Below are 22,416 nucleotides of genomic sequence, written 5' to 3'. Positions count from 1 at the left end.
TCTTTATCTATGTGTCATCAAGAACAATAGCGGAACCCTTAAAAGGGAACCCCCGCCATTCTTCTTGACGTCCTAAATATAGGAGTTGTTATTTTTCTCTATTGGAGAGATTGCGGCGTTCCATGAATAACTTATAACGTTCATCAGCTTCTTTTTGAAATTTTTCAGCGTCAAATGTGTCAGTTTCTATTTTTATTTTTTGTTTAACTGCTTCATCTAATATTTTATTTTCTTTCAGCCTCTCCTTTTCATTTAATATTAACTTGTAGTATTTCATCTTAATGTTAAAACTTGCCTTTACAAACTCGTTAGCATCAAAATCTATATTGTATTTTTTAAGAAGTTTTAATATATAATCTATAGTCATTTTTTTCACTTCCTTTTTTATTTTTTCTTCATGCGCATCTTTTTTTATACTCCCATTTTTTAACCATTGCTTAAACTTATAGCTGTTATAATGCTGCCACTGATATATTTCAGACGCATATATAACCGACAACATACAAGCAATAAAAAATATGACCATAAAAACCATACATATTAAATAAAACATATCAGCCCCCGCCTTTCTTTCTATACTGCTCTTTTATTAGTGCTATGTGATATTTTTTTGCATTGTTTATACTCACGTCTGCTGAATTTTTAGCAGAACGAAAAGCACTAGAAACAACAGAGGAAATGATAGCAACTAAAAAAGCACAAATAAAAAAACCCATCGCGGCAGGAATGAGACTACCGCCGCCATCGTCTACCGCAGGTTTTGCTTTTGCTATTAAACCTAATATATTCATATATTTTTCTCCTCAATAGCTTTAATCGCTGTTTCTATTCTTTGTTTTACAAAGTCTCTAAACACAAAACCTATTATTCTCGCATCCTCCCCCATGTCTAACTCATCTTTTTTATTAAAATATAAATCAGCGCTCAATAGTTCTTCACTTTGAATATCTAACATTTTGCTAGCAAGTGATATTCTAATAATATTTAATATCTCTAAATCTAAACTTGCTCTATCGTGCTTGTTTAAAAGCTGGAGCGGGTGAAAATCTTTTTTTCTTTTCATTTCTTGCATGTCATTATCAAAATCTATCATTAAAAAATGTAAGCAAGTAAAAGACGTACCATAGAAGTTTAAGCGGTTCATCATATCCGCCGTTCCCTCTTTTCGAGGGTTCGTGTTAGGTCTTAAATTATTCATCTGCTTTACTCCTTTTCTTGTTGTTTTTTAGCTTCCATTCATTCAATCTTTTATCGCCTTCAGCTTTTAAGAACTCACGCTGATCGTGTATTCTTTTCAGTATTAGATTATTAGTTAACGATCCTACTAACAAAGAAATGTCATTCGCAAAATCTAATGTCTCGATGTTATTCTCTCTAACTATTCTTATTAGTTCAGCGCCAACTTTTATTTTACGTGCCGCCTCTTTCTTCCTTTCCTCTGCCTTCATTTCTTGCTCCATTCTATTCAGTAAGTTTGCTCTTTGCTCAAGCTCTTTTTTTACTTTATTATATTTTTCTATATTAAACGCCATTTTTTGAACTCCTCTTTTCTTTCAATGTAATAAAAAACGAAATCAATCCAGCTATAAACAAAATCGGCAGAGTAAAAATAAACCCTAACAATAAAACAACAGTAAAACCAAAAACGCCGGACATTTCGTATACATGGCCAAACAGCGTATTTTCATTTTTATACTCAATCATTTTCTGTAAAACAGATTTTTGTTCTTGCTCTTGTTCTCTTAAATAATTCTCTCTATATTCGTCATCTTCACAGCTCAAAGGGATTTCTATAGTGTCATCATTTAAATACTCATTATCATCATAGTCGTAATCATTGTTATAATTTCCAATCATTCCAGTTCTCCCCCTAGCGTGTCATAAACAACAGTAAAATCGCTTTCATGAGAAAAAAGATTGTAAGTTATAAATAAGCTCGTTCTACATATAACATCCGTATTTTCATCTTGTAGTTTTTTAATAATCAATCTAACAAGTTCAGACGCTGCCACTTCTATTTTTTTATCAATATCATTCATATTCCACCTCTTTTATTTTTACGTTTTTCTGTTATATATTTTTTAAGTAATATATTTATTTATTTAAGTAAAGCGCGATATATATATTTTCATGTACAGAGCGCGATTTTATAGATAAAAGGTTTACGTATAGCGGCTATTTTAGTTTTGCTAAAAACTACAATAGCGCACTTATACATTCTTCGAATGTGCGCGCCCCATAAATGGGGATTTACTAACGCATAAAAATAAAAAGTAATATTAGCTTTATGCTCAATATTACTTAATCGATTTTTAAAAAAGCAAATATATTTTGCTTGTTTTAAAAAGTATGTGCTTTCAATATCAGGAGATAGAAACAATGGCAATATTTCATATGAGCGCTCAAACAATAACACGCAGTAAGGGGCATAGTAGCGTCGCTGCGTCAGCTTATCGCCACGGCGAAAAGTTAACGGACGAACACACAGGAGAGATCCACGACTACAGCAAAAAGAAAGGCATTTCAGACAGTGTGATATTAATACCTGAAAGCGCAGACCGTAATTTTTTAAAGACTGGATATTTATGGAACACGATAGAAAAAAGCGAAAAAAGAAAAGATGCGCAGTTAGCACGCGAGTTTAATATTGCGCTTCCTATCGAAATGACAGACGAACAAAAAAAGACGTTAGCAATAGATTTTTGCCAAGAGCATTTTGTAAAAAATGGAATGATAGCTGATATAGCTTTTCACAAGCTCGATAGCGACAACCCACATTTCCACGTAATGCTAACCACTCGCCGCCTTACTCCTGACGGTGCAGGGTTCGGGCAAAAGGTCAGAGAATGGAACAGCAAAGAGCAGCTACAAGAATGGCGCAAGAGCTGGGCAGACACAGCGAACGAGCACATGCAAAAGGCTGGCATCGATGCGCGTATTGATCATCGTTCACTGAAAGAACAAAAAGCAGAGCTTGACGCTATCCTCCCCCCTCTCAGAACGGTTGAGCAAGAGGCGCAGACTATCAGCTTAGACAGACCGCCGACTATCCATAGAGGCCATAGCCGCAATCCAGAGCGACAAGCAAGATTTGACGTGCTACAAGAAGTGAAAGTATCACAAGAGGCAAAAGCACTTAACCACATTGAACAGAAACAGCTTAAGCCCTCGCCGCTGGCTCCTGCTTCCTCCTCTGCCGCATCTTTACCAGTTGCTACACAGGGAGGCAATGAAAACAACCCACAAAATAAACTCGGCGGAGTTGGCGAATATCTTCAATTTAAACTCAATAAGGAAGATAAAGCAGATCTTAATGCTGATAATGAAAACAAATCCCCTACGTCTAAAGATACTAAAAACAATAATAAAAGCAGTTCAGCAGCAGCTACAGGTTCAACATCAAATATTAATTTGATAGATGAGAAAATAGATAAGAACCTACACTTAACAGAAGCACAAAAAGAAGAGTTAGAGGATTTAGAAAATAAAGAAGCCGCAGCTAAGAAAAAAGCTTATCTGATGGGTGGCACTGCCGTTCCTGAACTTTCTCAAGATAACAAAACACAGTCAAAAAGTGAGTTTAAAAATAAATTTCATACAGCTAAACAAACAATATCATTAACTGAACAGAGATTTAATGAAGAACGTGAAGCATATGAGAACAGAAGAAACCGACCAATACAGCGCTAAGTATTTTGCTCATTTTTTATCCACAATGAATGACTCAGCGTTATATTTAATTTAACCAATTGATAGTATTGGTTTATTTTCACCTGACGTCGTATCGTTTATATCGATCAAAATCAATAAAATGATAGCTTTTAACTATCACAAACCATATATCGATCGATTAAAGCAATTGATACACCGATCGATAAATCAATTTTAATCGTTAAAACCTATCAATATTAAATTATTGATCTGCAATAACGATCATTTTACTTGAGAGTAGCCCTCCTCATGGTATGCTCGGAGCGTGGAAGGCCGGGCGAATCACCTTGGTATCTTCATGATTAAGCTAAAAACTATCGCTCTATGAGGAATGAAATTTTATGAAAACCGAAAACATTATTTTTCTTTTTTGGGCAGTGATTTTTATCCTGATTCTCTGCCAGTTTTTTTACTTTGGCCCTAAGAAAAGAAGGCATCTCAATACTTACACAGAGATGTTAGATGGTGATATTCTCTCATATGAATGCCAAAACACCGGTATAGTCATTAATACTAAAAAACGCACAGTACGTATTTTCAATGCAGATAAAGATAGCACTTTCGAATACGGCAACATCAGGGAAATAAATTATACGCTATCCGAAGCCGGAAAAATTTATAGCACAGGTAATAATCTAAACTCTATGATAAAGTCCGCTGGAGCTAACAGTAATGAACAAATGTTAGCTAACCAGCGTTCCGGTATTTTTATACTGACAGATGATATAAAAAATCCTTCATGGAAAATCAATCTACCAATGAAAAACAAAACATCATCGACCAATCAGGAGATCTGCGATCGCTGGCTTCTCATTTTTAATAAATACGTTTTATAACCTTGTTGTGTTTTAATATTTATATTTGGAGTTGATATGAAAAGATTGATTACGGCAGCATTTATTATTCTTCCTTTGGCGAGTTGTACCGTTTATGGAAACAAATCTATTAAAGACGACACACAGGAGACAATAGCCTCTAAGATTATCAATGGTAAAACTACTCAACAAGATATCCTTCGTTTTTATGGGGAGCCTCAAACTAAAGAAACTAACGATGGTAAAGAAATGTGGGGGTATTCCGTTATGTCCGGTGAATCTCAGATTTCAAATTACATACCGGGATTAGCATTATTAAAAAACAGCAGCACAGCGCACATGAAAGATCTTGAGATCTGGTTTAAAGGTGATGTTGTTGAACGCTATACCTTTAGACAAACGGCAAGTAAAACTTCTCGCGGGTTGTTAGATTAATCTAAATCCAATACCATTTTATCTAAAAAAGAAGTTGGCGTAATCCGACTTCTTTTATATTTTCTCCATGATCTGACATTACTTATATTTCTATTAGTGCTTCATGAAATGGCACTTTACTTTTATATTTTTTATCTTGGATTTTATTTTTATTAAAAAAATTTGTACTAGTAGTACTAATTAATTAATTTAAAAGTTTTTGGTTTTAAGGTTTTGGGGTTTGTGTTTTAGCGGGGGCGGCTTTCAGCCGTAGTAGTTTTCCTCCGAAGGAGGAAATAGTTTTTCTTTAAGCATTCCCCCCCTACCCCCCACGCCAAAAGGCTGAAATAGAGAGATAGGAGATGCTCATTGCGCCTTGAAAATATTCAGAACATTTCCATCCTGATATTTCCCCCACGACCCGCGCAAACACAAAACATGAAACTTTCAAACAACTCTCGTTTTACTAAAGAGCTTATACTACCGTCTGAAATTTTTTAGATTGTGCGATTCAGGTTGGCAGCTACGCGTCATCCGGCACTGCCACAATAACATAAGAATTGCCAAACACTTGAGGAACCTTCATTCTTATACCCGATACACAGGATTAGCGTTATTGCTTTATTAAAGATTAAAATCTTCTGGAAGTGGTATTTAACGTAAGTTAAAAGTCGGCGAAGAGTTTTTAATTTTTCGTATCTTTATATTATATAAATCCATTCATAACATCAGTCAATAGATAAAATCAAAAATATTTTAAAAACGCGATTAGATAAAAAACAAAAAGACCAGTTCAAAAACCAGTCTTTTATTTTAAATAAATAATATTTTTCATATGTGGCTCTAAAACGCTCTATACGCGATTTTGAGAGGTTTTCTACTTTTAATGACTAATCCCGTCAGGAATAAATCAAAAAACTTGTAATAACATTCAGGCGGCTTTATTCCTTGAGAAATAAATCTTCTCATCAATCCACGCATCTATTTCACTTTCGACGAACCCGATGGCACGATCACCGATTTTTATAGGTGAAGGGAATTCGTTACGACTAATCAAACGATAAATCCAAGCTTTACAAAATCCTGTTCTTTCCAGAACTTCAGGTAAACGTATAAAGTTGTTTTTTTCTTTCATCTATCTCTCCCATTGTTTTTCGACAGAAGCTATTATTCGAATATCGCTTATGACGATCAACAACTTTTTTAGCAAAAAGTGCTTTTTTAGTTGACTATTTTACATTGACAGTCATTCAACCCTTCGGAAGTTGAACTCATGAGTTCAACTCCTCACCGCTAATCATGACATTTAAAATGTGACTGATTTTTAGCCACAATACTTTTTTTATCCCTCTATTGCACCTTATTGTAAAATACAAATCATTTATACATTTAATAATCAGAGCATTAAAGGATGTATTACAGGGACGCCAGCACCAAAATTCTCCATCGGTGATTACCAGAGTCATCCGATGAAGTCCTAAGAGCCCGCACGGCGCAAGCCCTGCGGGCTTTTTTGTGCCCTCAATTTGTCCCGCGAAGTCCGAAGATAACTAATTAAATCCGAACCTTTTAGGCCCATTGATAGGCCCAACGAAAAGCTCTATTGTTTTCGTTGGGCTTAAACGCATGGAGACTCCCCATGGCAAGAAAAACCAAGCCGTTAACCGATACGGAAATCAAAGCCGCCAAACCTAAAGATGCCGATTACCAGCTGTATGACGGCGACGGGCTTACTCTGCTAATCAAGGCCAGCGGTAGTAAGCTCTGGCAGTTCCGTTACTATCGCCCTCTGACCAAGCAGCGAACCAAACAGAGCTTCGGCGCCTATCCTGCCGTCTCACTTTCTGATGCGCGTAAACTCAGAGCTGAATCTCGAGTTTTACTGGCGAAAGACATTGATCCGCAGGAACATCAGAAAGAACAGGTAAGAAATTCTCAAGAGGCAAAAACCAACACTTTCCTGTTAGTTGCCGAGCGTTGGTGGAATGTGAAGAAAGCCAGCGTAACAGAAGACTATGCCGACGATATCTGGCGCTCACTTGATTTTTCCAGCAATTGGACTGACCCCGTCATGAGGACAGGAAATGTCTACTGTTGTGGGGTCAGTCCAGCCACATATAAGCGGGAATAGGCATTCTACAAACTCCTTTTGGTTGTGATTTTCTTCGTGATGAACCAGTAGCAAGCAATCGTTAGTAACAGGTTAAAGCCCATGATTGCCGCTGTAATGAAAGTCGAATACGTTTTGCCATCGGGGAAGACTGATTGAAATGGCAGAAAGCGGAATAACACCCAAAACAGGAAGGTAAAACCGAATATTTTAGCAAACCGTCTTAAAGTGGATACCGCCCACTGTTTCGTAAGCCCTGACTGATCAGCTCTGTGTGTAATTACGTTGTAAGCGGTAACGATCACACTAAGCACTGGAACGCAGATAAGAGTGTTGATCAGGATACCAAAGTAATCACGTAGCGATTCCCACACTTCTAAATCAGGCTCACCCATTATGAAATGGGTAACAATAGCAAAAGGAACAGAAAAAACCGTTGGTTCATCCCGCAACCACGGAGCTAAGTCAGTAAACTTTAGTACTTCTCTGGCAGCTCTTTTAAAATCGAATCCAGCTTTCCGTTACGCACATCAATATAGCCGCCATCTTTCAGGTCCGCGAGAATCTGGAATAAATAACTGCGCGATATTTTGGTGCGTTTCAGAATAAACCCAGCCAGGCTGTCGTCATGTAAAATACCTTCATCCTGTTGAATTTTATAACGGTAGATCATGGAACGAATCACATTATAACGATTACTAAAATTACGTTCATTATAAGAATCCAGCAGCATCACCAGGGTAAATCCGGTCATTTTAATCAGGTAGCTAAACTGCTCTTTTTGAGTAAACATCTCGACAAAATCATCATAGCGCAGGGTCGCAATTTTGCTGTCCTGCTTGGCGACGTACTGCAGGGAGACAGATGAACCAAACGACTCCACCAGCCCGATAACCATGCCCCGTACGGCTTTTCCGACGCGGAAAGGTTCTTCATGAGCCACCGTGATGCTCTCATGCTCCGGAAACGTAGGCTGCTGCATGTTGATCGCCAGCACCCCGCTCAGTACGACAATAATCTCGCCGTTTTCAATTCTGAAAATCTCACCGCTTTTAATTATCCGGGTATTTTCTGGCGTCGCGACGGATTTAATAATCGACTCATCCTGAGTAATGATTTTTTTATACTCAGAAATAATGGCAGAGTACTTTATTTTCATTTTACGGTGCCTCTTATATATACTACCCGCAGGTTAACACCACTTTTCTTCGATTGAAAGCACAGCGCTGGCGCGTTCGCACAGGTCCAAAATAAATACTGAATCCGTAAACGGACTGTGGTCTGGTTAATATCATACCTTCGCATTAGAGTTCGCTTCACACTTTCATGTTCTGATTGCAGTTGCACCATTCTGCAAATTACATCATCAACGACGAAATTTAGAATTCGTATCACATTGTAAAAAATTCATGATCGGACACGTGGTGAGTAACTCATTGATAGTCTATATGTAATGTAACTAAATCATAACATTTGCAACATCAAATACTACAAGCCGTTTTCTATACGTCATCTGTTTTACCGTCGAAGGAACCTTGCCAATGCCAAAAAATGTCCCGTTTAAACGCACGATGCTGGCCAGTATGCTCACGCTGGCTTCAGGTGCCGTAACGTCTGCTTATGCAGCGCCAGCGACCGACTCACCCAAACAAGATAATGCCAAGCCCAACATCGTCGTGATTTTTGGCGATGACATCGGTTACTGGAACATCAGTACCTACAACGGCGGCACGATGGGGTATCAAACCCCGAACATCGATAAGCTGGCCTCTGAAGGTGCAAAATTCACCTCTTACTACGCTGAGCAGAGTTCTACGGCTGGCCGTTCTTCCTTCATTACCGGCCAGATGCCGTTCCGTACCGGGATGAGTAAAGTCGGTATGCCAGGTGCGCCGCAGGGCCTGCAGAAAGAAGACCCGACGATTGCTAACATCCTGAAGCAACTGGGTTATGCCACCGGTCAGTTTGGTAAAAACCACCTCGGTGACCGCGATGAGTTCCTGCCTACCGCCCACGGTTTCGATGAGTTCCTCGGCAACCTGTATCACCTGAACGCTGAAGAAGAGCCAGAAAACCCGGATTATCCGAAAGACCCAGCGTTCCGTAAGCAGTTTGGCCCGCGCGGCGTCATTAAGAGCACCGCGGACGGCAAGATTGAGGATACCGGTCCTCTGAACATCAAGCGTATGGGTACCGTCGACGAAGAAACGCTGGCGGCCAACAACGACTTTATGGAACGTCAGGTTAAAGCGGGTAAACCGTTCTTTACCTGGTTCAACACCACCCGCATGCACAACAAAACCCACCTGAAAGACGCCAGCAAAGGTGTGACTGGTCTGGGTGATTATGCAGATGGCATGGTTGAACACGATAAAATGATTGGCGAAGTGCTGCAGAAAATTAAAGATCTGGGCATCGAAGACAACACCATCGTGCTATACACCACCGATAACGGCCCAATGACCGCCACCTGGCCTGATGCCGGCGAAACCCCGTTCCGCGGCGAGAAGAACACCGGCTGGGAAGGTGGCTTCCGCGTACCTGCCATGGTTCGCTGGCCGGGCCATATCAAGCCAGGCACCGTGATTAACGGCATGTTCGGTTCCAATGACTGGTTCCCAACGCTGGTTGCTGCAGCGGGCGACCCGAACATCAAACAGGAACTGCTGAAAGGTTACAAAACCCCATCCATCACCTACAAGGTTCACCTGGATGGTTACAACCAACTCGACTTCCTCCAGGGTAAAGCCAAGAACCAGCGTAACGAATTCTTCTACTGGAGTGATGACGGCGATCTGCTGGCAATGCGTATGGGTCGCTGGAAAATCCACTTCATGATCCAGGAACATGAAGGCCTGGATCTGTGGAAATATCCGTTCACCAAACTGCGTGTACCGCTGATCTTCGATCTGGATGTCGATCCGTTAGAGAAAGCCGACAAAGGTATGGGCTATCAGTCCTGGTTCTACGATCGTCTGTTCCTGATGGGCGGCGCGTCTGCTGAAGCGAAGAAAATGCTGGAGACCTTCAAAGAGTTCCCTCCACGCCAGAAACCGGGTTCATTCACCGTTTCTGATGCCTCCGCTATGCTGGAGCAGGGTTCTAGCGTCAACAAATAATGTGTCGTTAACATGAGGCGCTGACCTCAACAACAGAGCGGATTGCACCAGCAATCCGCTCTGTATTACAAAAAATACAATTGATGTGCGCTTTGTCAGCCATTTAGCCTAGGGGTTTGCTATGAAGTACAGCACCACATTGCCCGCCAGAGCACTACCGTCTGCTGAAAAATATGACGGCAAAGGGCCAGAATATAAACGCCGCTTCCACGTGATGGCCAAGCCATCCGGCTCCACCTGTAACCTCGACTGTACCTACTGTTTCTACCTGTCAAAAGAGCAATTACTCCATCAGGACCGACACACCGGAATGAGCGACGAGGTGCTCGAACAGTTTATTCGTCAGTACATCGACGGCCAGGATGGCGAGCAGGTGGTCTTCTCCTGGCAGGGTGGCGAACCGACCCTGATGGGACTCGAATTTTTCCAGAAAGTCGTTAAATTCCAGAAGCAATATAAGAAGCCGGATCAGCGCATCGAAAACGATCTGCAGACCAACGGCGTATTGCTCAACGACAAATGGGCAGAATTTCTTAAAGAACATAAGTTTCTGGTGGGTATCTCGATTGATGGCCCACGAGAACTGCACGACCGCTATCGCATCACCCGTAGCGGCAAGCCCACCTTCGATAAAGTGATGGAAGGTGTAGCGGCCCTCAAACGCCACGGTGTACCGTTTAACGCACTGGTGACCGTCAACCGCACCAACGCCCGCTTCCCGCTGGAAGTCTACCGCTTTATGACCCGCGAACTGGGTGCCACCTACGTCCAGTACAACCCTTGCGTTGAAGGCGTCGATTTTAAAAGCACCGCACCGCAATTCTGGCAGGATGACTCGATCCCGGTAACCGGCAGCCGCCGCGCGCGTCCGGGGGATCTTGACTCCATCGTCACCGACTGGTCCGTCGATCCGGAAGACTGGGGTAAATTCCTGATTGCCACCTTTGAAGAGTGGGTTAACAACGATTTAGGCCGCGTACAGGTCAATCTGTTTGAGACCGCCGTCGCCCAGACCATGGGGATGCCGGCGCAAATCTGCACCGCCTCCGAGTTCTGCGGCAAGGGGCTGGCAATTGAGAAAAATGGCGACATCTTCTCCTGCGACCACTACGTCTATCCGGAATACCAGATTGGCAATATCGAGAACAGCAAGCTGGCACACCTGGCGTTTTCTGAGCGTCAGCAAGCGTTCGGGATGGGGAAAAAAGACACCTTGCCGAAATACTGCAAAGAGTGCCCTTACCTCAAGCTGTGCTGGGGCGAATGCCCGAAAAACCGCCTGGTCCGCACCCCCGACGGTGAGCTGGGTCTGAACTATCTCTGTCCAGGGATCAAAGCCTTCTTTAACTACGCAGAACCGATTCTGGTCGGCATCGCTACGCTGCTGAAACGTGATTTTACGGGAGTGAAAAAATGAACAGCAGAGACAAACTGCTTCAGCTTGAACAGCGCATGAACACTCAGGTACTGGGCCAGGAAGAGCTGGTACGCATGCTGCTGATCGCCCTGCTCTGCGACGGTCACGTCCTGCTGGAGGGGCTGCCCGGCCTCGCGAAAACCCGAGCGGTGCGTGAGCTGGCGCGCCACGTGGAAGGGGAATTTCGCCGCATTCAGTTCACCCCGGACCTGCTGCCATCGGACATCACCGGCAGTGAGATCTACCAGCAAAATGCCACCCGCGAAGAGGACCAGTTCCGCTTCCGCCCCGGCCCGGTGTTTGGCAACATTATCCTCGCCGATGAGATTAACCGCGCCTCCGCCCGCGTCCAGTCAGCCCTGCTGGAGGCCATGGAAGAGCGCCACGTCACCGTCGCTGGCAAAAGCTGGGATCTTCCCGGCGTGTTTATGGTGCTCGCAACACAAAACCCGGTGGATCAGGAAGGCACCTGGCCGCTGCCGGAAGCCCAGCTTGACCGCTTCCTGATGAAAATCCTGGTCGACTACCCTTCTAAAGCTCAGGAACAACAGGTCATGCAGCTGGTGCGTGCCGAACAGCAGACCAAATATCAGGCCCTGACTCACCAGGACAGCGTCAGCGCTGAAGAGACCCTGATTCTGTCGCAGCAGGAAATCGCCACCAGTTGGCAGGAAATTTCCACCGTGTACGTCGCTCCCACCGTGGAGGAGTACATCGTCAATCTGATTGATGCCACCCGCCATCCGCAAAACATCAGCGAAACCCTGGCGAGCTACATCAATATTGGCGTCAGCCCGCGCGGGACCCTGGCGCTGGAGCGTTGCGGCCGTGCCCTGGCGTGGCTGGAAGGCCGCGATGCGGTACAGCCGGAGGATATCCGCCGGATCGCTCCGGCGGTGATCCGCCATCGTCTGATGCTGAGCTATCAGGCGAATGCCGATAATCGCAGCGCCGACGACGTGGTGACGATGCTGCTTGATGCAGTGGTGGCGTGATGAACACGCCTCTCAGCGTCGATCGGCAGACGCTGCTCGCGCTGATCAACGACGCACGGCTGATCGCCAACCCGCCGGGGCAGATCCCGCCCGGTGCGCTGGCGGGCGAGCGCACCTCAAAACAGCAGGGGCGCGGGCTTAATTTCGACAGCCTGCGACGCTACCAGCCGGGAGACGACGTGCGGCTGATTGACTGGCAGGCCACGGCCCGTCTGCGTTCCCCGTGGATACGTCTCTATAACGAAGAGCGCGAGCGCCCGGTCTTTTTGCTGGTCGATCAGCGGCTCGACATGTATTTCGCCACCCGCGGGCAGACCAAATCCGTCGTTGCCGCCAAAACCGCGGCGCTGCTCGCCTGGCGCAGCTTTCATGATGGCGATCGCATCGGCAGCCTGACCTTCAACGATACCGCGATGGCGTTACAGAAATGCCGCTCGCCGCGCACCACGCTGAACGCAATCCTCGACGATCTCCTGCATTACAACCAGCTTCTGCCGGCGCAGTATCCCACCGAGCCTGTGGCAACGGTGTCCCTCGCCGATGCCCTGCAGCGCGCCAGCACAGCGATCCCCAACGGCGCATGGGTGGCGGTACTGAGCGATTTTCACGATCTGAATAAAAACTGCGATGCGCTGCTGGCGGGACTGCGCCGCCGCTGCGAAATCAGCGCCTTTGTGATCCTCGACGATCTGCACCTGCATCTGCCCGCATCTGGCTCGCTGGCCGCGAGCTATCAGGGAAATGAGGCGGCCTTTACGCTCTCCCCTGGCATGAAAGCAGACATTGAACAGAGCATCACCGCCCGCCTGGCCCGTCAGCAAAGCCGCCTGACGCGTCTGGGCATCAAGGTGAATCATCTGGTGGTGACGCAGGACCTGATAAAGCAGTTACAAAAGGGTATCTAGATGCTCGAGAAAGGTTTTACCGTGCCCGTGCTGTTACATCCGGCGCTACCCCCGTCGATCTCCTGGTTTCCACTGCCGCCGGGCTGGCTGGTGCTGGGCGCACTGCTGCTGGCGGCGCTGGCCATTTACCTCTTTTTTCGCCTCGCGCGCTGGCGCCGTAACCGCTGGCGGCGTGAAGCGCTCGCCGCGTTTGCTCTCCCCCACTCCGTTGACGGCTGGATGGCGTTGATCAAACAGATCCAACTGGTGCATCAGCCGCGTAACGTGGTGAGCCACAGCCTGACCCCGGAATCACTGCTGGAGCAGCTGCCGCTCGAAGCGGATCTGCAACAGACCCTGTGCCTGAAGTACTGCCAGCGCGATAACCGTCTCGAGAGCGAACAGGCGTCGCGATTACGCCAGCAGCTGACCCGCTGGCTGAAGGAGTTGCCTGATGTCTGAATTACTATCACGGATCGATTTTGCCTGGCCCTGGGCATGGCTGCTGCTATTGCTGCCGCTGCTCAGCCGCTACCTGATGCCGCAGGAAAAGCCGCAAAAATCCCACGTGCGCGTCCCGTTCCTGCCAGAGCTTATCAACGATCTGCAGCTCGACAGCCAGCCGGTGCGCGAAGGCTGGCTGCGCGGCGCATTGTTCTGGCTGACGTGGGCGCTGCTGGTCTGTGCGCTGGCACGCCCGGAATACCTTGCTCCGCCGCAGCATATTCAAAAACCGATGCGCGATATGGTGCTGATCCTCGACGTCTCCGGCTCGATGGAAAAGAACGACGTGGCGGGCGGAATAACCCGCTTGCAGGCGGTGCAGGCATCGGTGCGCAAGTTTGTCGCCGCGCGTCAGTCCGACCGCATCGGGATGGTGATTTTCGCCAGCTCCGCCTGGCCGTTTGCGCCAGTGAGTGAAGATAAACAGGCGCTGAATATGCGTATCAACCAGCTGGCACCAGGCATGATTGGTCAGCAGACCGCCATCGGCGACGCGCTTGGCGTGGCGGTTAAGATGCTCGATCAAAGCCAGAATAAAGAGGCCAGCAAGCTGGCCATCCTGCTGACCGATGGCAATGACACCGCCTCGCAGCTCTCCCCTGCCCTCGCCGCCCAACTGGCAGCAGCACACCATGTGCAGGTGCACACGATCGCCTTTGGCGACCTGCAAAGCCAGGGTGACGACAAAGTCGATCTGCCGCTGCTGCAAACCATCGCCAGCACTACCGGCGGCAAATCCTGGACCGCCGCGAACTCCGGCGCCGCCCTCGACAGCGTCTGGTCGGAAATTGACGCCATCACGCCGGTGCAGGTGAAAAGCATCGGCTGGTCCTGGCATCTGCCGCTGTTTGCCTGGCCAATGGGGCTGGCGATGTTGATTCTGCTGGGGCTGGCAGTGGGCCGACTGATTGCGGAGAAACGCCGATGAACGACTTTCATTTTATCTATCCCTGGCGGCTCCTTGGACTTATCCTCGCGGCCGGGCTGTGGTTTATACCCTGGGGGCAAACCAGCGCCTGGCAGCGGATCATGGAGAAACCCTTCGCCCAGGCGCTGATCGTCGGGCGTCAGAAACGCCTGACGCAGGTGCTGCCATGGCTGTTTGCGCTGGGCGTTATCGCGCTGGCCGGGCCCACCTGGCAGCGTGAATATCCGGCGGCGCTGACCCCGGAAAGCAACGTGATGGTGATCCTGCAACAGGACCTGGCGATGTATGCTCAGGACCTGGCCCCCAACCGCAACGCACGGATGCAGAGCAAAATCAGCCAGCTGATGGAGAACTCGCCCGGCGCACGCTACGGCATGGTGGTCTACAGCAATCAGGCGTTTGTCACTACGCCCCTGACCCAGGACCCACCGTTTTTCTCATTGTTTTTACATGCGCAGGAACCCTCACTGATGCCCGAAGGGCCAGGCTCAGGGTTGCAGCAGGCTATCGCCCTGGCACAAAAAAATATGCCGGCCTCACCGCGTAGCCTGATTCTGGTCGCCGATACGCTCTCCGCCGCCGATGCCGAATGGCTGAAAAAAAGCCACGCGCCGCTGCAAATCTGGGTACCCGGCACCGCCGCCGGCGGCCCACTGCCGGAGCGCTACGCCAGCCGCGGCATCGATACCCGCCTGAACGTTGCGCGTTTCAGCGATCTTCGCGATGCCGGTATTCCGGTGACCCTGGTCAGCAGCGATGACCGTGATTTGCAGGTGGTGCAGAGCCATATCCAGCAATCGATAACCCAGCAGAATAATACCCGCCACGACCTGCACTGGAAAAACAGCGGCTGGTGGCTGGCGATACCGATGCTGGTGCTACTGTTTTTCTGGCGACGCCAGCTTATCTGCGTGCTGTTTACCCTTCCGATGCTGTTCTGGTCCCCGCAAGGAGAAGCCGCATGGCTCGACGCCTGGGTCAGCCCGGATGTTCAGGGGCAGCATGCCTACGAACAGGGCCAGTACCAGAAAGCGGCAGAACATTTCCGTGACCCGTTGTGGCAGGGAATAGCCTGGTATCAGGCCGGAAACTACCCTGCCGCGACAGGGGCATTTCGCCGCGCGCCGCAAACCCCCGAGACGCTGCTGTGGACCGGCAACGCGCTGGCGCAGCAGAAGCAGTGGCAGGCAGCGCTGGATACCTACGACCAGGCGCTGAGCCTGCGGCCGGACTGGAAGATGGCGCACGAAAACCGCGAAAAAATCGCGCAGATCGTTATGCAACTGCGCCAGAAAGAGCGCGAGAGAGGGCAGGAACAAGGCGATGATATGGACGACGGGCCGGATAAAGTGGTGAAAGACCTGAAAAAAGGCGAAGGCGTGAAGCAGAAAGATATCGGCGCCGTCGACAGCGCAGCGCCACAGCTCAATCAGTGGTTCGAGAATCTTCAGGTCTCCCCTTCCGGCCTGCTGGAAAGTCTGTACCGCAACGGCGCACAGGAGACGACACCATGAGATACCTGTCAGCCCTGCTGCTCCCGGCACTGCTGCTGGCGATATCCCCCGCCCGGGCGGTGATGGATATTAGCCGTGAAATTGTCGCCCCCAGCCATGTCGCTCCCGGCCAGCCCATCACGGTCGCCGTGACCTTCTGGACCGACAGCTGGTTCAATCCCCCGCCGCAATGGCCAGACTTTGCGGTGCAGAATGGTGTGCTGCTCAATACTCCGCTCCCCAATCAGCTGCTTACCCGCCAGAAAAACGGCATCAGCTGGAGCGGTATTCGCCTTGAACGCCAGGTGATGACGTGGGATCAGAGTACGTTGCGGTTGCCCGCGGTGGATCTGACGCTCACTTCCGCCGGTCAGCCGCCGGTGACCGTCCATCTCGATGCGCTGGAGCAACCTGTGGCCTGGCCGCCGGGCGTTGAGCAGCCTGACCGCTTTTTGCCCGCGCGTCATCTGACCCTCAGCCAGAACATCACCCAGTTCCATGCGGGGAACGATAAAACCCTGCGGGCCGGTGATGCCGTCGAACGCGTGGTGACCCTCCAGGCCGAAGACGTACTCCCGGCGCAGATCCCGCAGATCCTGTACGCCATCCCCGGAGACGGCAGCCAACGGCTGGCGCCGGAGAACCGCTTTGACAAAGACGGACGGGGCGGAATTAACGGCGCGATACGCGTCGAACGGCTGCGCTATTTGCCGACCGGTGCCGGCACCCTGACGCTACCACCGGTGAAGCTGCGCTGGTGGGATACCGATCAGCAGCAGTGGCAGCTGGCGACCCTGCCGGGCCAGACTCTGAAAGTCGAGAGCGCGCGTGCCGCCGGGAAAGAGTCGGCCCTCGAAGGACGTCGTGACGGCGAAAAATGGCAGATAGCCCTGATTGTGCTCACACTGATAGTGCTAGCCGCCGCAGGCTGGTTCGCCCGTCGACCGCTGCGCCAAAGCCTTGTCTGGTTACTGCACCGCTGGCAGCGCTTCTGGTCCCCGGTGTCGCTCCCCGAATTAGCCCCTGTGAACAGGAGAAAACAATGAAAAAAAACCTACTGGCCTGTGCCTTGCTGCTGGGATGCGCGACCGCCGCCCATGCCGATCCTCTTTCCGCCTGGAATGACACCGCGGCAAAACAGTCGATAGAACAATGGGTGCAGCATGCCACGCAACAGGGTAGCCCCGATTTTATCCCGGCAGACAAACGCTACGTGGTATTTGATAACGACGGCACGCTGTGGCCAGAAGCGCCGCTAACCTTCCAGATCCAGTTCATCCTCGATGAAATTGTCCGTCAGGCTCCCGAGCACCCGGAGTGGAAAAAGGACCCGCTGATCAACGCCGTGCTGACCAACGATCTCAAAACCGTGGTGAAAGCCGGCGATAAAGGGCTGATGAAGCTGCTGGCGCTAACCCACAGCGGGATCACCACCGACGAATTCGATCGCCGGGTCGCCACCTGGCTGGAGACTCATAAAGATAAGCGTTTTGGCTGCCGCTACGATCAGATGGGCTATCAACCAATGCGCCAGCTGCTTGATTATCTGCGCGAGAACGGCTTTAAAACCTGGATTATTTCCGGCGGCGGCATCGACTTTATGCGCGTGATGTCGCAGAAGATGTACGGGATCCCGCCTGAGCAGGTGGTCGGTTCATTTGCGCTGGGCGAGTTTTCCCTGAGCGCTGACGGCACGCAAATCCGCAAGACCATGCAGGGGGCCTTTAATGACGATAAGGCCAACAAGCCGGTAGCGATCCATCTGTTTATGGGGCATCGCCCGGTCGCCGCCTTTGGTAACAGCGATGGTGACCTGCAGATGCTGCAATACGCCGCTGCCAATCCGGATTACAAAGCCTTCGGCCTGCTGGTACACCACACCGATGCGGCGCGCGAGTACGCCTACGACAGCCATCCGCCCGCCAGCGGCAAGCTGGTAGAGGCCCTGCCGGAAGCCAAAACCAAAGGCTGGACGGTGGTCGATATGAAACAGGACTGGAAAACGGTCTTCGACCCGGCGCAGTGCCCGACGAAATAAGCCTCCTGCATAGCCTACATGCCAGCCCCTGCGGCTGGCATTCTCCCCCCGCCCTGAAACGCCGCCTAGTAGTTCCACTTCGGCCTCGCCACCGTGTTCTTCTTCAGCAAATTACGAAACTCTTTCAGATACGGCTCGTTGCTGCGCCCGCGCTTGCAGATCGCCGAGAACGGCGACTGGAAGCCAAACTCGTTGGGCAGCAGCACCCGCAGCCGGTTCTCTTTGATCCACGGCCAGGCGTAGTGCTCGGGAAGATAACCGATATATTTCCCCGACAGGATCAGCAGCAGTTGTGCGTCGACGGTTTCGACGGTGGCGCTGCCTTTGCTAAAGCCACGGCGGCGCAGGTCGCTGGTATTCCAGTAGCTGCGGGTCACCAGCGGACACTGGCTGATCTGGTCTTTATCCAACTGGCGGCTGAAGAACATCGGATGCAGATCGCTGCAGTAGAGCCAGTGCTGCTCGCGGTACAGCGGCTCGCTGATGATGTTATGCACCTGGGAGTTATAGCTGCCGATCGCCAAATCAATATGGTTGTTCAGCACGCCGTTTAGCTGCTCCGCCGGAGTGCGGATAATCAGCTTGATATGCACATGGGGAAACTTATCGCTGAAGCTGCGCAGCACCACCGGCAGCGACAGCGCGGTTTCGGTTTCGATCGAGTCCAGCGTCGAGATGCAAATCGTGCCGCTGTGTTCGCCCTTCAACAGTGACGACTGGCGCTCCAGCTCGTTCAGCTCGCTGAGCACCCGAATCGCCTGCTGTAAAAACTGCTGACCTTTCTCAGTCAGGGCAAAGCCCCCGCGCCCGCGCTGACACAGGCTGAACCCGAGCTGTGTCTCCAGCTGAGACATGGCGTTGCTGATCGCCGATACCGAAATCCCCAGTTCCTGCTGGGCCCGGCTGTAGCTCTCAAGGCGGGCCACCGCCTCAAAAACCTGTAGCTGTCGGATGTTAAGACTGCCGTCGTTAAGCATATTTAGTTCACCAATAAATGAACTAAGTATTTACAGCAGACGATTTAAAGTCCAGCACATCTTTCGCACTATCTCCCTGTCGAGCATTTGTGTATCAGATTCAGGAGCTAAAATGGATAACGTCTTTCATCAACCACAGGGTGGCAACGAGATGCCACGTTTTGGCGGCCGCGCAACCATGATGCGCCTGCCGTTTATTGAAGATTTACAGGGACTTGATGCGGCATTCGTGGGCATCCCGTTGGATATCGGTACCTCCCAGCGCTCCGGCACCCGCTACGGGCCGCGCTATATCCGTACCGAATCGGTGATGATTCGCCCCTATAACATGGCGACCGGCGCGGCGCCTTTTGAATCCTTATCGGTTGCCGATATCGGTGACGTGCCGATCAACACCTACAGCCTGCTGAAATCGGTGCAGATTATCGAGGATTACTACACGGGATTAAATAGTTTCCCGCTGATCCCGCTGACCCTCGGCGGCGACCACACCATTACCCTGCCGATTCTGCGCGCCCTGACCAAGAAACACGGCCCGGTCGGATTGATTCATGTGGATGCCCATACCGACACCAACGATGAGATGTTTGGGGAAAAAATCGCCCACGGCACCACCTTCCGCCGCGCAGAGGAAGAGGGCCTGCTGGATCTCAAACGGGTAGTGCAGATTGGTCAACGCGCCCAGGGCTATGCCGCCGGAGACTTCCAGTGGGGCGTCGACCAGGGCTTCCGTCTGGTGCAGGCGGAACAGTGCTGGCACAAATCCCTGGCCCCGCTGATGGCCGAGGTGCGTGAGCAGATGGGCGATGGCCCGGTCTATCTGAGCTTTGATATCGACAGCCTCGATCCGATCTGGGCGCCCGGCACCGGAACGCCGGAAGTCGGCGGTCTGACCTCCATTCAGGCGCTGGAAATCGTCCGCGGCTGCCGCGGCCTGAACCTGATTGGCTGCGATCTGGTTGAAGTCTCGCCGCCCTACGACGTCAGCGGCAATACCTCGCAACTGGCCGCCAACCTGCTGTACGAAATGCTCTGCGTGCTGCCCGGCGTGAAATACCCATAAGGAGCCAGACCATGCAACTCAAGGTTTTTCGCACGCTCTGGGGGGTCACCACCCCGTGGCAACAAACGCTCAGCGAGCTGAAAACGGTCGGCTGCTGCGGTATCGAGGCTCGCGTACCGCTGACCACCGACGCGCGCCAGACGCTGGCCCAACAGTTACACGAGTCCGCGCTGGAGTACATCGCTATCGTCTTCAGTGGCGGAGGCGTGATCCCGGCCCAGGCCGAGACGCCGCAGCAGCACCTCGAGCGCTTAAAAAGCCGCTTTGATGAAGCAAAGTCGCTGAATCCGCGCTTCGTCAATCTGCTGGCCGGCAACGACCGCTGGCCGCTGGCGCAGCAGGTGGATTTTCTCGGCAAGGCCCACGAACTGGCGGCGGCGTACGAGCTGACCTGCAGCTTCGAAACCCACCGCGCCACCTCGTTGTACAGCCCGTGGCTGACCCTCGAGATTATCGCCCAGTTGCCACAGCTGCGATTTACCGCCGACATCAGCCACTGGATAGTGGTCAGCGAACGCCTGCTGGATGACCCTTGCGATGATTTCAGCGCCTTTATCGATCGCGTGCACCACACCCAGGCCCGCGCCGGTTACGACCAGGGGCCGCAGGTGCCTCACCCGGCGGCGCCGGAATATCGCGCCGCGCTGGATTTCCAGCAGCGCATCTGGCAGCAAATCTGGCACTCGCAGCGCCAGCGCGGCTATCAGCACACCACGCTGACTCCTGAGTTTGGCCCCGATGGTTATCTCCATCATCTGCCGTTCACCAACGTCCCGGTCGCCGACCTGTGGTCGTTGAACGCGTGGATGGCAACCCGGCAACAACAGCAGTTTGCCGACTTTTTATCCCTCACCGACAAGGAGCTTTAGAGATGAGCGTTGCAAAAAGTTCTTTCACTGAATTACCGACCATTAATATCAGCGCTCTTCTCAGCGACGATCTTGCCGAGCGCCAGACCGTAGCGGATGAAATAGGCCAGGCCGCGCGTGAAGTCGGCTTTTTCTATATTACCGGCCACGGTATTGCCCCTGAGCTGATCGCCGGGGTCCGCAGCGCCGCCAAAGAGCTGTTTGCCCTGCCGATGGATCAAAAAATGCAGTACTACATCGGCCGTTCAGCCAGCCACAAAGGCTATGTTCCGGAAGGGGAAGAGATCTATGGCTCCGGCAAACCAGACCATAAAGAGGCCTTCGATATCGGTTTCCAGGCCGCCGCCGATCATCCGTTCGTGCTGGCCGGTACGCCGCTGATTGGCGCCAACGAGTGGCCGGAACTGGCCGAGTTTCAGTCGCGGGTGCTGGCATACTACGAGGCGGTGTTCGCCCTTGGTCATCGCCTGTTTGACGCCTTTGCCCTCGCCCTGGGTCTGCCGGAAGGCTACTTCAAGGAGATGGTCACCTGCCCGCCGGCAAAGCTGCGCCTGATCCACTATCCCTTTGATGCCAGTGCCGAAGATGTTCCCGGTATTGGTGCACACACCGATTACGAGTGCTTCACCCTGCTGCTCGCTGACCAGCCGGGCCTGGAAGTGCTGAATGAAGATAGCGTCTGGATCGATGCGCCGCCGCAGAAGAACGCCGCAGAAGAAGAGGCGTTCGTGATCAATATCGGCGACATGCTGGAAGTGCTGAGCGCTGGCACATTTGTTGCTACAGCACACCGGGTTCGCAAAGTGCCGCAGGAACGCTACTCCTTCCCGCTGTTTTTCGCCTGCGATTACCACACGCTGATCCGCCCGCTGCCGACCTTTTTGACCGCCGGGGAAGCCGGCGAATACCAGGAATTAAGCATCGGCGAACATATGTGGAGCCAGGCGCTGCAAACCTATCGCTACCTGCGCGAGAAAGTCACCAAAGGCGAGCTGCAGCTGCCGGAGCGCGCCCGCGGCACCAACACCTTTGGTCACCTGAAAAAACAAGCACAGCAAAAAACCGTTAATAACCCGTGA

Annotated in this window: 24 protein-coding genes and 1 pseudogene; 16 read left to right on the top strand and 9 right to left on the bottom strand. The window is 50.6% G+C overall.

Features of this window, described 5'->3' with window-relative positions; genetic code table 11:
• Window positions 1–88: 88 nt before the first annotated feature.
• The 6 genes from ACMYSN_RS20970 to ACMYSN_RS20945 are packed head-to-tail and all read right to left on the bottom strand — an operon-like array spanning window position 89 to window position 2,039.
• On the bottom strand, window positions 89–553 hold the full coding sequence (locus ACMYSN_RS20970; RefSeq protein ID WP_462496052.1) for a hypothetical protein: 465 nt from the start codon (window positions 551–553) through the stop codon (window positions 89–91).
• 1 nt (window position 554) lies between these two features.
• Window positions 555–791, bottom strand: a complete 237-nt coding sequence (locus ACMYSN_RS20965; protein WP_462496051.1) for a hypothetical protein — start codon at window positions 789–791, stop codon at window positions 555–557.
• Window positions 788–1,198: a hypothetical protein gene (locus ACMYSN_RS20960; RefSeq protein WP_462496050.1), complete on the bottom strand. Its 411-nt coding sequence runs from the start codon at window positions 1,196–1,198 to the stop codon at window positions 788–790. Before ACMYSN_RS20960 ends, ACMYSN_RS20965 begins: the two co-directional genes overlap by 4 nt.
• Window positions 1,191–1,532 (bottom strand): hypothetical protein, encoded by a 342-nt coding sequence (locus ACMYSN_RS20955; RefSeq protein WP_131008763.1) that lies wholly within the window; start codon window positions 1,530–1,532, stop codon window positions 1,191–1,193. The genes ACMYSN_RS20960 and ACMYSN_RS20955 overlap by 8 nt, the downstream gene beginning before the upstream one ends.
• Window positions 1,522–1,857, bottom strand: a complete 336-nt coding sequence (locus ACMYSN_RS20950) for a DUF4017 family protein (RefSeq protein WP_462496049.1) — start codon at window positions 1,855–1,857, stop codon at window positions 1,522–1,524. Before ACMYSN_RS20950 ends, ACMYSN_RS20955 begins: the two co-directional genes overlap by 11 nt.
• Window positions 1,854–2,039 carry a hypothetical protein gene (locus ACMYSN_RS20945; RefSeq protein WP_131008765.1) on the bottom strand — a complete coding sequence of 62 codons (186 nt, stop codon included), beginning with the start codon at window positions 2,037–2,039 and terminating at the stop codon, window positions 1,854–1,856. Before ACMYSN_RS20945 ends, ACMYSN_RS20950 begins: the two co-directional genes overlap by 4 nt.
• Window positions 2,040–2,379: 340 nt before the next feature.
• Between ACMYSN_RS20945 and mobQ the strand changes: the two genes are divergently transcribed.
• The 3 genes from mobQ (at window position 2,380) to ACMYSN_RS20930 (ending at window position 4,961) form a co-directional block, all read left to right on the top strand.
• Window positions 2,380–3,690 carry a MobQ family relaxase gene (mobQ, locus tag ACMYSN_RS20940; protein WP_462496048.1) on the top strand — a complete coding sequence of 437 codons (1,311 nt, stop codon included), beginning with the start codon at window positions 2,380–2,382 and terminating at the stop codon, window positions 3,688–3,690.
• A 362-nt stretch (window positions 3,691–4,052) separates the two neighbouring features.
• On the top strand, window positions 4,053–4,547 hold the full coding sequence (locus tag ACMYSN_RS20935) for a DUF4755 domain-containing protein (protein WP_079844914.1): 495 nt from the start codon (window positions 4,053–4,055) through the stop codon (window positions 4,545–4,547).
• Window positions 4,548–4,583: 36 nt separating this feature from the next.
• Entirely contained in the window at window positions 4,584–4,961 is a 378-nt protein-coding gene (locus ACMYSN_RS20930; RefSeq protein ID WP_462496047.1) for a hypothetical protein, read from the top strand.
• 910 nt (window positions 4,962–5,871) lie between these two features.
• On the opposite strand, the gene ACMYSN_RS20925 is transcribed toward ACMYSN_RS20930, so the two are convergent.
• Window positions 5,872–6,075 (bottom strand): helix-turn-helix transcriptional regulator, encoded by a 204-nt coding sequence (locus tag ACMYSN_RS20925; protein ID WP_023214634.1) that lies wholly within the window; start codon window positions 6,073–6,075, stop codon window positions 5,872–5,874.
• Between the two features lie 504 nt (window positions 6,076–6,579).
• Between ACMYSN_RS20925 and ACMYSN_RS20920 the strand changes: the two are divergent.
• A pseudogene (locus ACMYSN_RS20920) lies at window positions 6,580–6,984 on the top strand (integrase arm-type DNA-binding domain-containing protein); the annotation flags it as partial.
• Window positions 6,985–7,525: 541 nt separating this feature from the next.
• On the opposite strand, the gene ACMYSN_RS20915 reads toward ACMYSN_RS20920, so the two are convergent.
• Window positions 7,526–8,209 (bottom strand): helix-turn-helix domain-containing protein, encoded by a 684-nt coding sequence (locus ACMYSN_RS20915; protein WP_462496046.1) that lies wholly within the window; start codon window positions 8,207–8,209, stop codon window positions 7,526–7,528.
• Window positions 8,210–8,591: 382 nt separating this feature from the next.
• Between ACMYSN_RS20915 and ACMYSN_RS20910 the strand changes: the two genes are divergently transcribed.
• The 9 genes from ACMYSN_RS20910 (at window position 8,592) to ACMYSN_RS20870 (ending at window position 18,428) form a co-directional block, all read left to right on the top strand.
• A complete protein-coding gene (locus ACMYSN_RS20910; RefSeq protein ID WP_462496045.1) occupies window positions 8,592–10,169 on the top strand; it encodes an arylsulfatase in 1,578 nt (525 codons plus the stop codon).
• Window positions 10,170–10,290: 121 nt separating this feature from the next.
• Complete coding sequence (locus ACMYSN_RS20905; protein WP_462496044.1) at window positions 10,291–11,586, top strand: anaerobic sulfatase maturase; 1,296 nt, start codon at window positions 10,291–10,293, stop codon at window positions 11,584–11,586.
• The gene (locus ACMYSN_RS20900; protein ID WP_462496043.1) at window positions 11,583–12,581 is read left to right on the top strand and encodes an AAA family ATPase; all 999 of its coding nucleotides are present in this window, start codon (window positions 11,583–11,585) and stop codon (window positions 12,579–12,581) included. The genes ACMYSN_RS20905 and ACMYSN_RS20900 overlap by 4 nt, the downstream gene beginning before the upstream one ends.
• Window positions 12,581–13,486, top strand: a complete 906-nt coding sequence (locus ACMYSN_RS20895) for a DUF58 domain-containing protein (RefSeq protein WP_462496042.1) — start codon at window positions 12,581–12,583, stop codon at window positions 13,484–13,486. Before ACMYSN_RS20900 ends, ACMYSN_RS20895 begins: the two co-directional genes overlap by 1 nt.
• Window positions 13,487–13,927 (top strand): DUF4381 family protein, encoded by a 441-nt coding sequence (locus ACMYSN_RS20890; protein ID WP_462496041.1) that lies wholly within the window; start codon window positions 13,487–13,489, stop codon window positions 13,925–13,927.
• Entirely contained in the window at window positions 13,920–14,897 is a 978-nt protein-coding gene (locus ACMYSN_RS20885) for a VWA domain-containing protein (protein WP_123756855.1), read from the top strand. The genes ACMYSN_RS20890 and ACMYSN_RS20885 overlap by 8 nt, the downstream gene beginning before the upstream one ends.
• On the top strand, window positions 14,894–16,411 hold the full coding sequence (locus ACMYSN_RS20880; RefSeq protein ID WP_462496040.1) for a vWA domain-containing protein: 1,518 nt from the start codon (window positions 14,894–14,896) through the stop codon (window positions 16,409–16,411). Before ACMYSN_RS20885 ends, ACMYSN_RS20880 begins: the two co-directional genes overlap by 4 nt.
• Window positions 16,408–17,436 carry an oxygen tolerance domain protein gene (locus ACMYSN_RS20875; RefSeq protein ID WP_462496039.1) on the top strand — a complete coding sequence of 343 codons (1,029 nt, stop codon included), beginning with the start codon at window positions 16,408–16,410 and terminating at the stop codon, window positions 17,434–17,436. The genes ACMYSN_RS20880 and ACMYSN_RS20875 overlap by 4 nt, the downstream gene beginning before the upstream one ends.
• On the top strand, window positions 17,433–18,428 hold the full coding sequence (locus ACMYSN_RS20870) for an HAD family hydrolase (protein WP_462496038.1): 996 nt from the start codon (window positions 17,433–17,435) through the stop codon (window positions 18,426–18,428). Before ACMYSN_RS20875 ends, ACMYSN_RS20870 begins: the two co-directional genes overlap by 4 nt.
• Window positions 18,429–18,493: 65 nt before the next feature.
• On the opposite strand, the gene ACMYSN_RS20865 is transcribed toward ACMYSN_RS20870, so the two are convergent.
• The gene (locus ACMYSN_RS20865; protein WP_123756852.1) at window positions 18,494–19,405 is read right to left on the bottom strand and encodes a LysR family transcriptional regulator; all 912 of its coding nucleotides are present in this window, start codon (window positions 19,403–19,405) and stop codon (window positions 18,494–18,496) included.
• Between the two features lie 112 nt (window positions 19,406–19,517).
• Between ACMYSN_RS20865 and speB the strand changes: the two genes are divergently transcribed.
• The 3 genes from speB to ACMYSN_RS20850 are packed head-to-tail and all read left to right on the top strand — an operon-like array spanning window position 19,518 to window position 22,416.
• A complete protein-coding gene (gene speB / locus ACMYSN_RS20860) occupies window positions 19,518–20,468 on the top strand; it encodes an agmatinase (RefSeq protein WP_462496037.1) in 951 nt (316 codons plus the stop codon).
• 11 nt (window positions 20,469–20,479) lie between these two features.
• Window positions 20,480–21,337, top strand: coding sequence for a sugar phosphate isomerase/epimerase family protein (locus ACMYSN_RS20855; protein ID WP_462496036.1), 858 nt, complete (start codon window positions 20,480–20,482; stop codon window positions 21,335–21,337).
• Window positions 21,338–21,339: 2 nt separating this feature from the next.
• Complete coding sequence (locus ACMYSN_RS20850) at window positions 21,340–22,416, top strand: isopenicillin N synthase family dioxygenase (RefSeq protein WP_462496035.1); 1,077 nt, start codon at window positions 21,340–21,342, stop codon at window positions 22,414–22,416.

Origin of the sequence: Klebsiella sp. R445, from assembly GCF_051131755.1 — a bacterium.
Taxonomy (GTDB): domain Bacteria; phylum Pseudomonadota; class Gammaproteobacteria; order Enterobacterales; family Enterobacteriaceae; genus Klebsiella; species Klebsiella lignicola.
The sequence above is the reverse complement of the archived record's forward strand: the minus strand, read 5'-3'. Positions and strand labels throughout refer to the sequence as shown.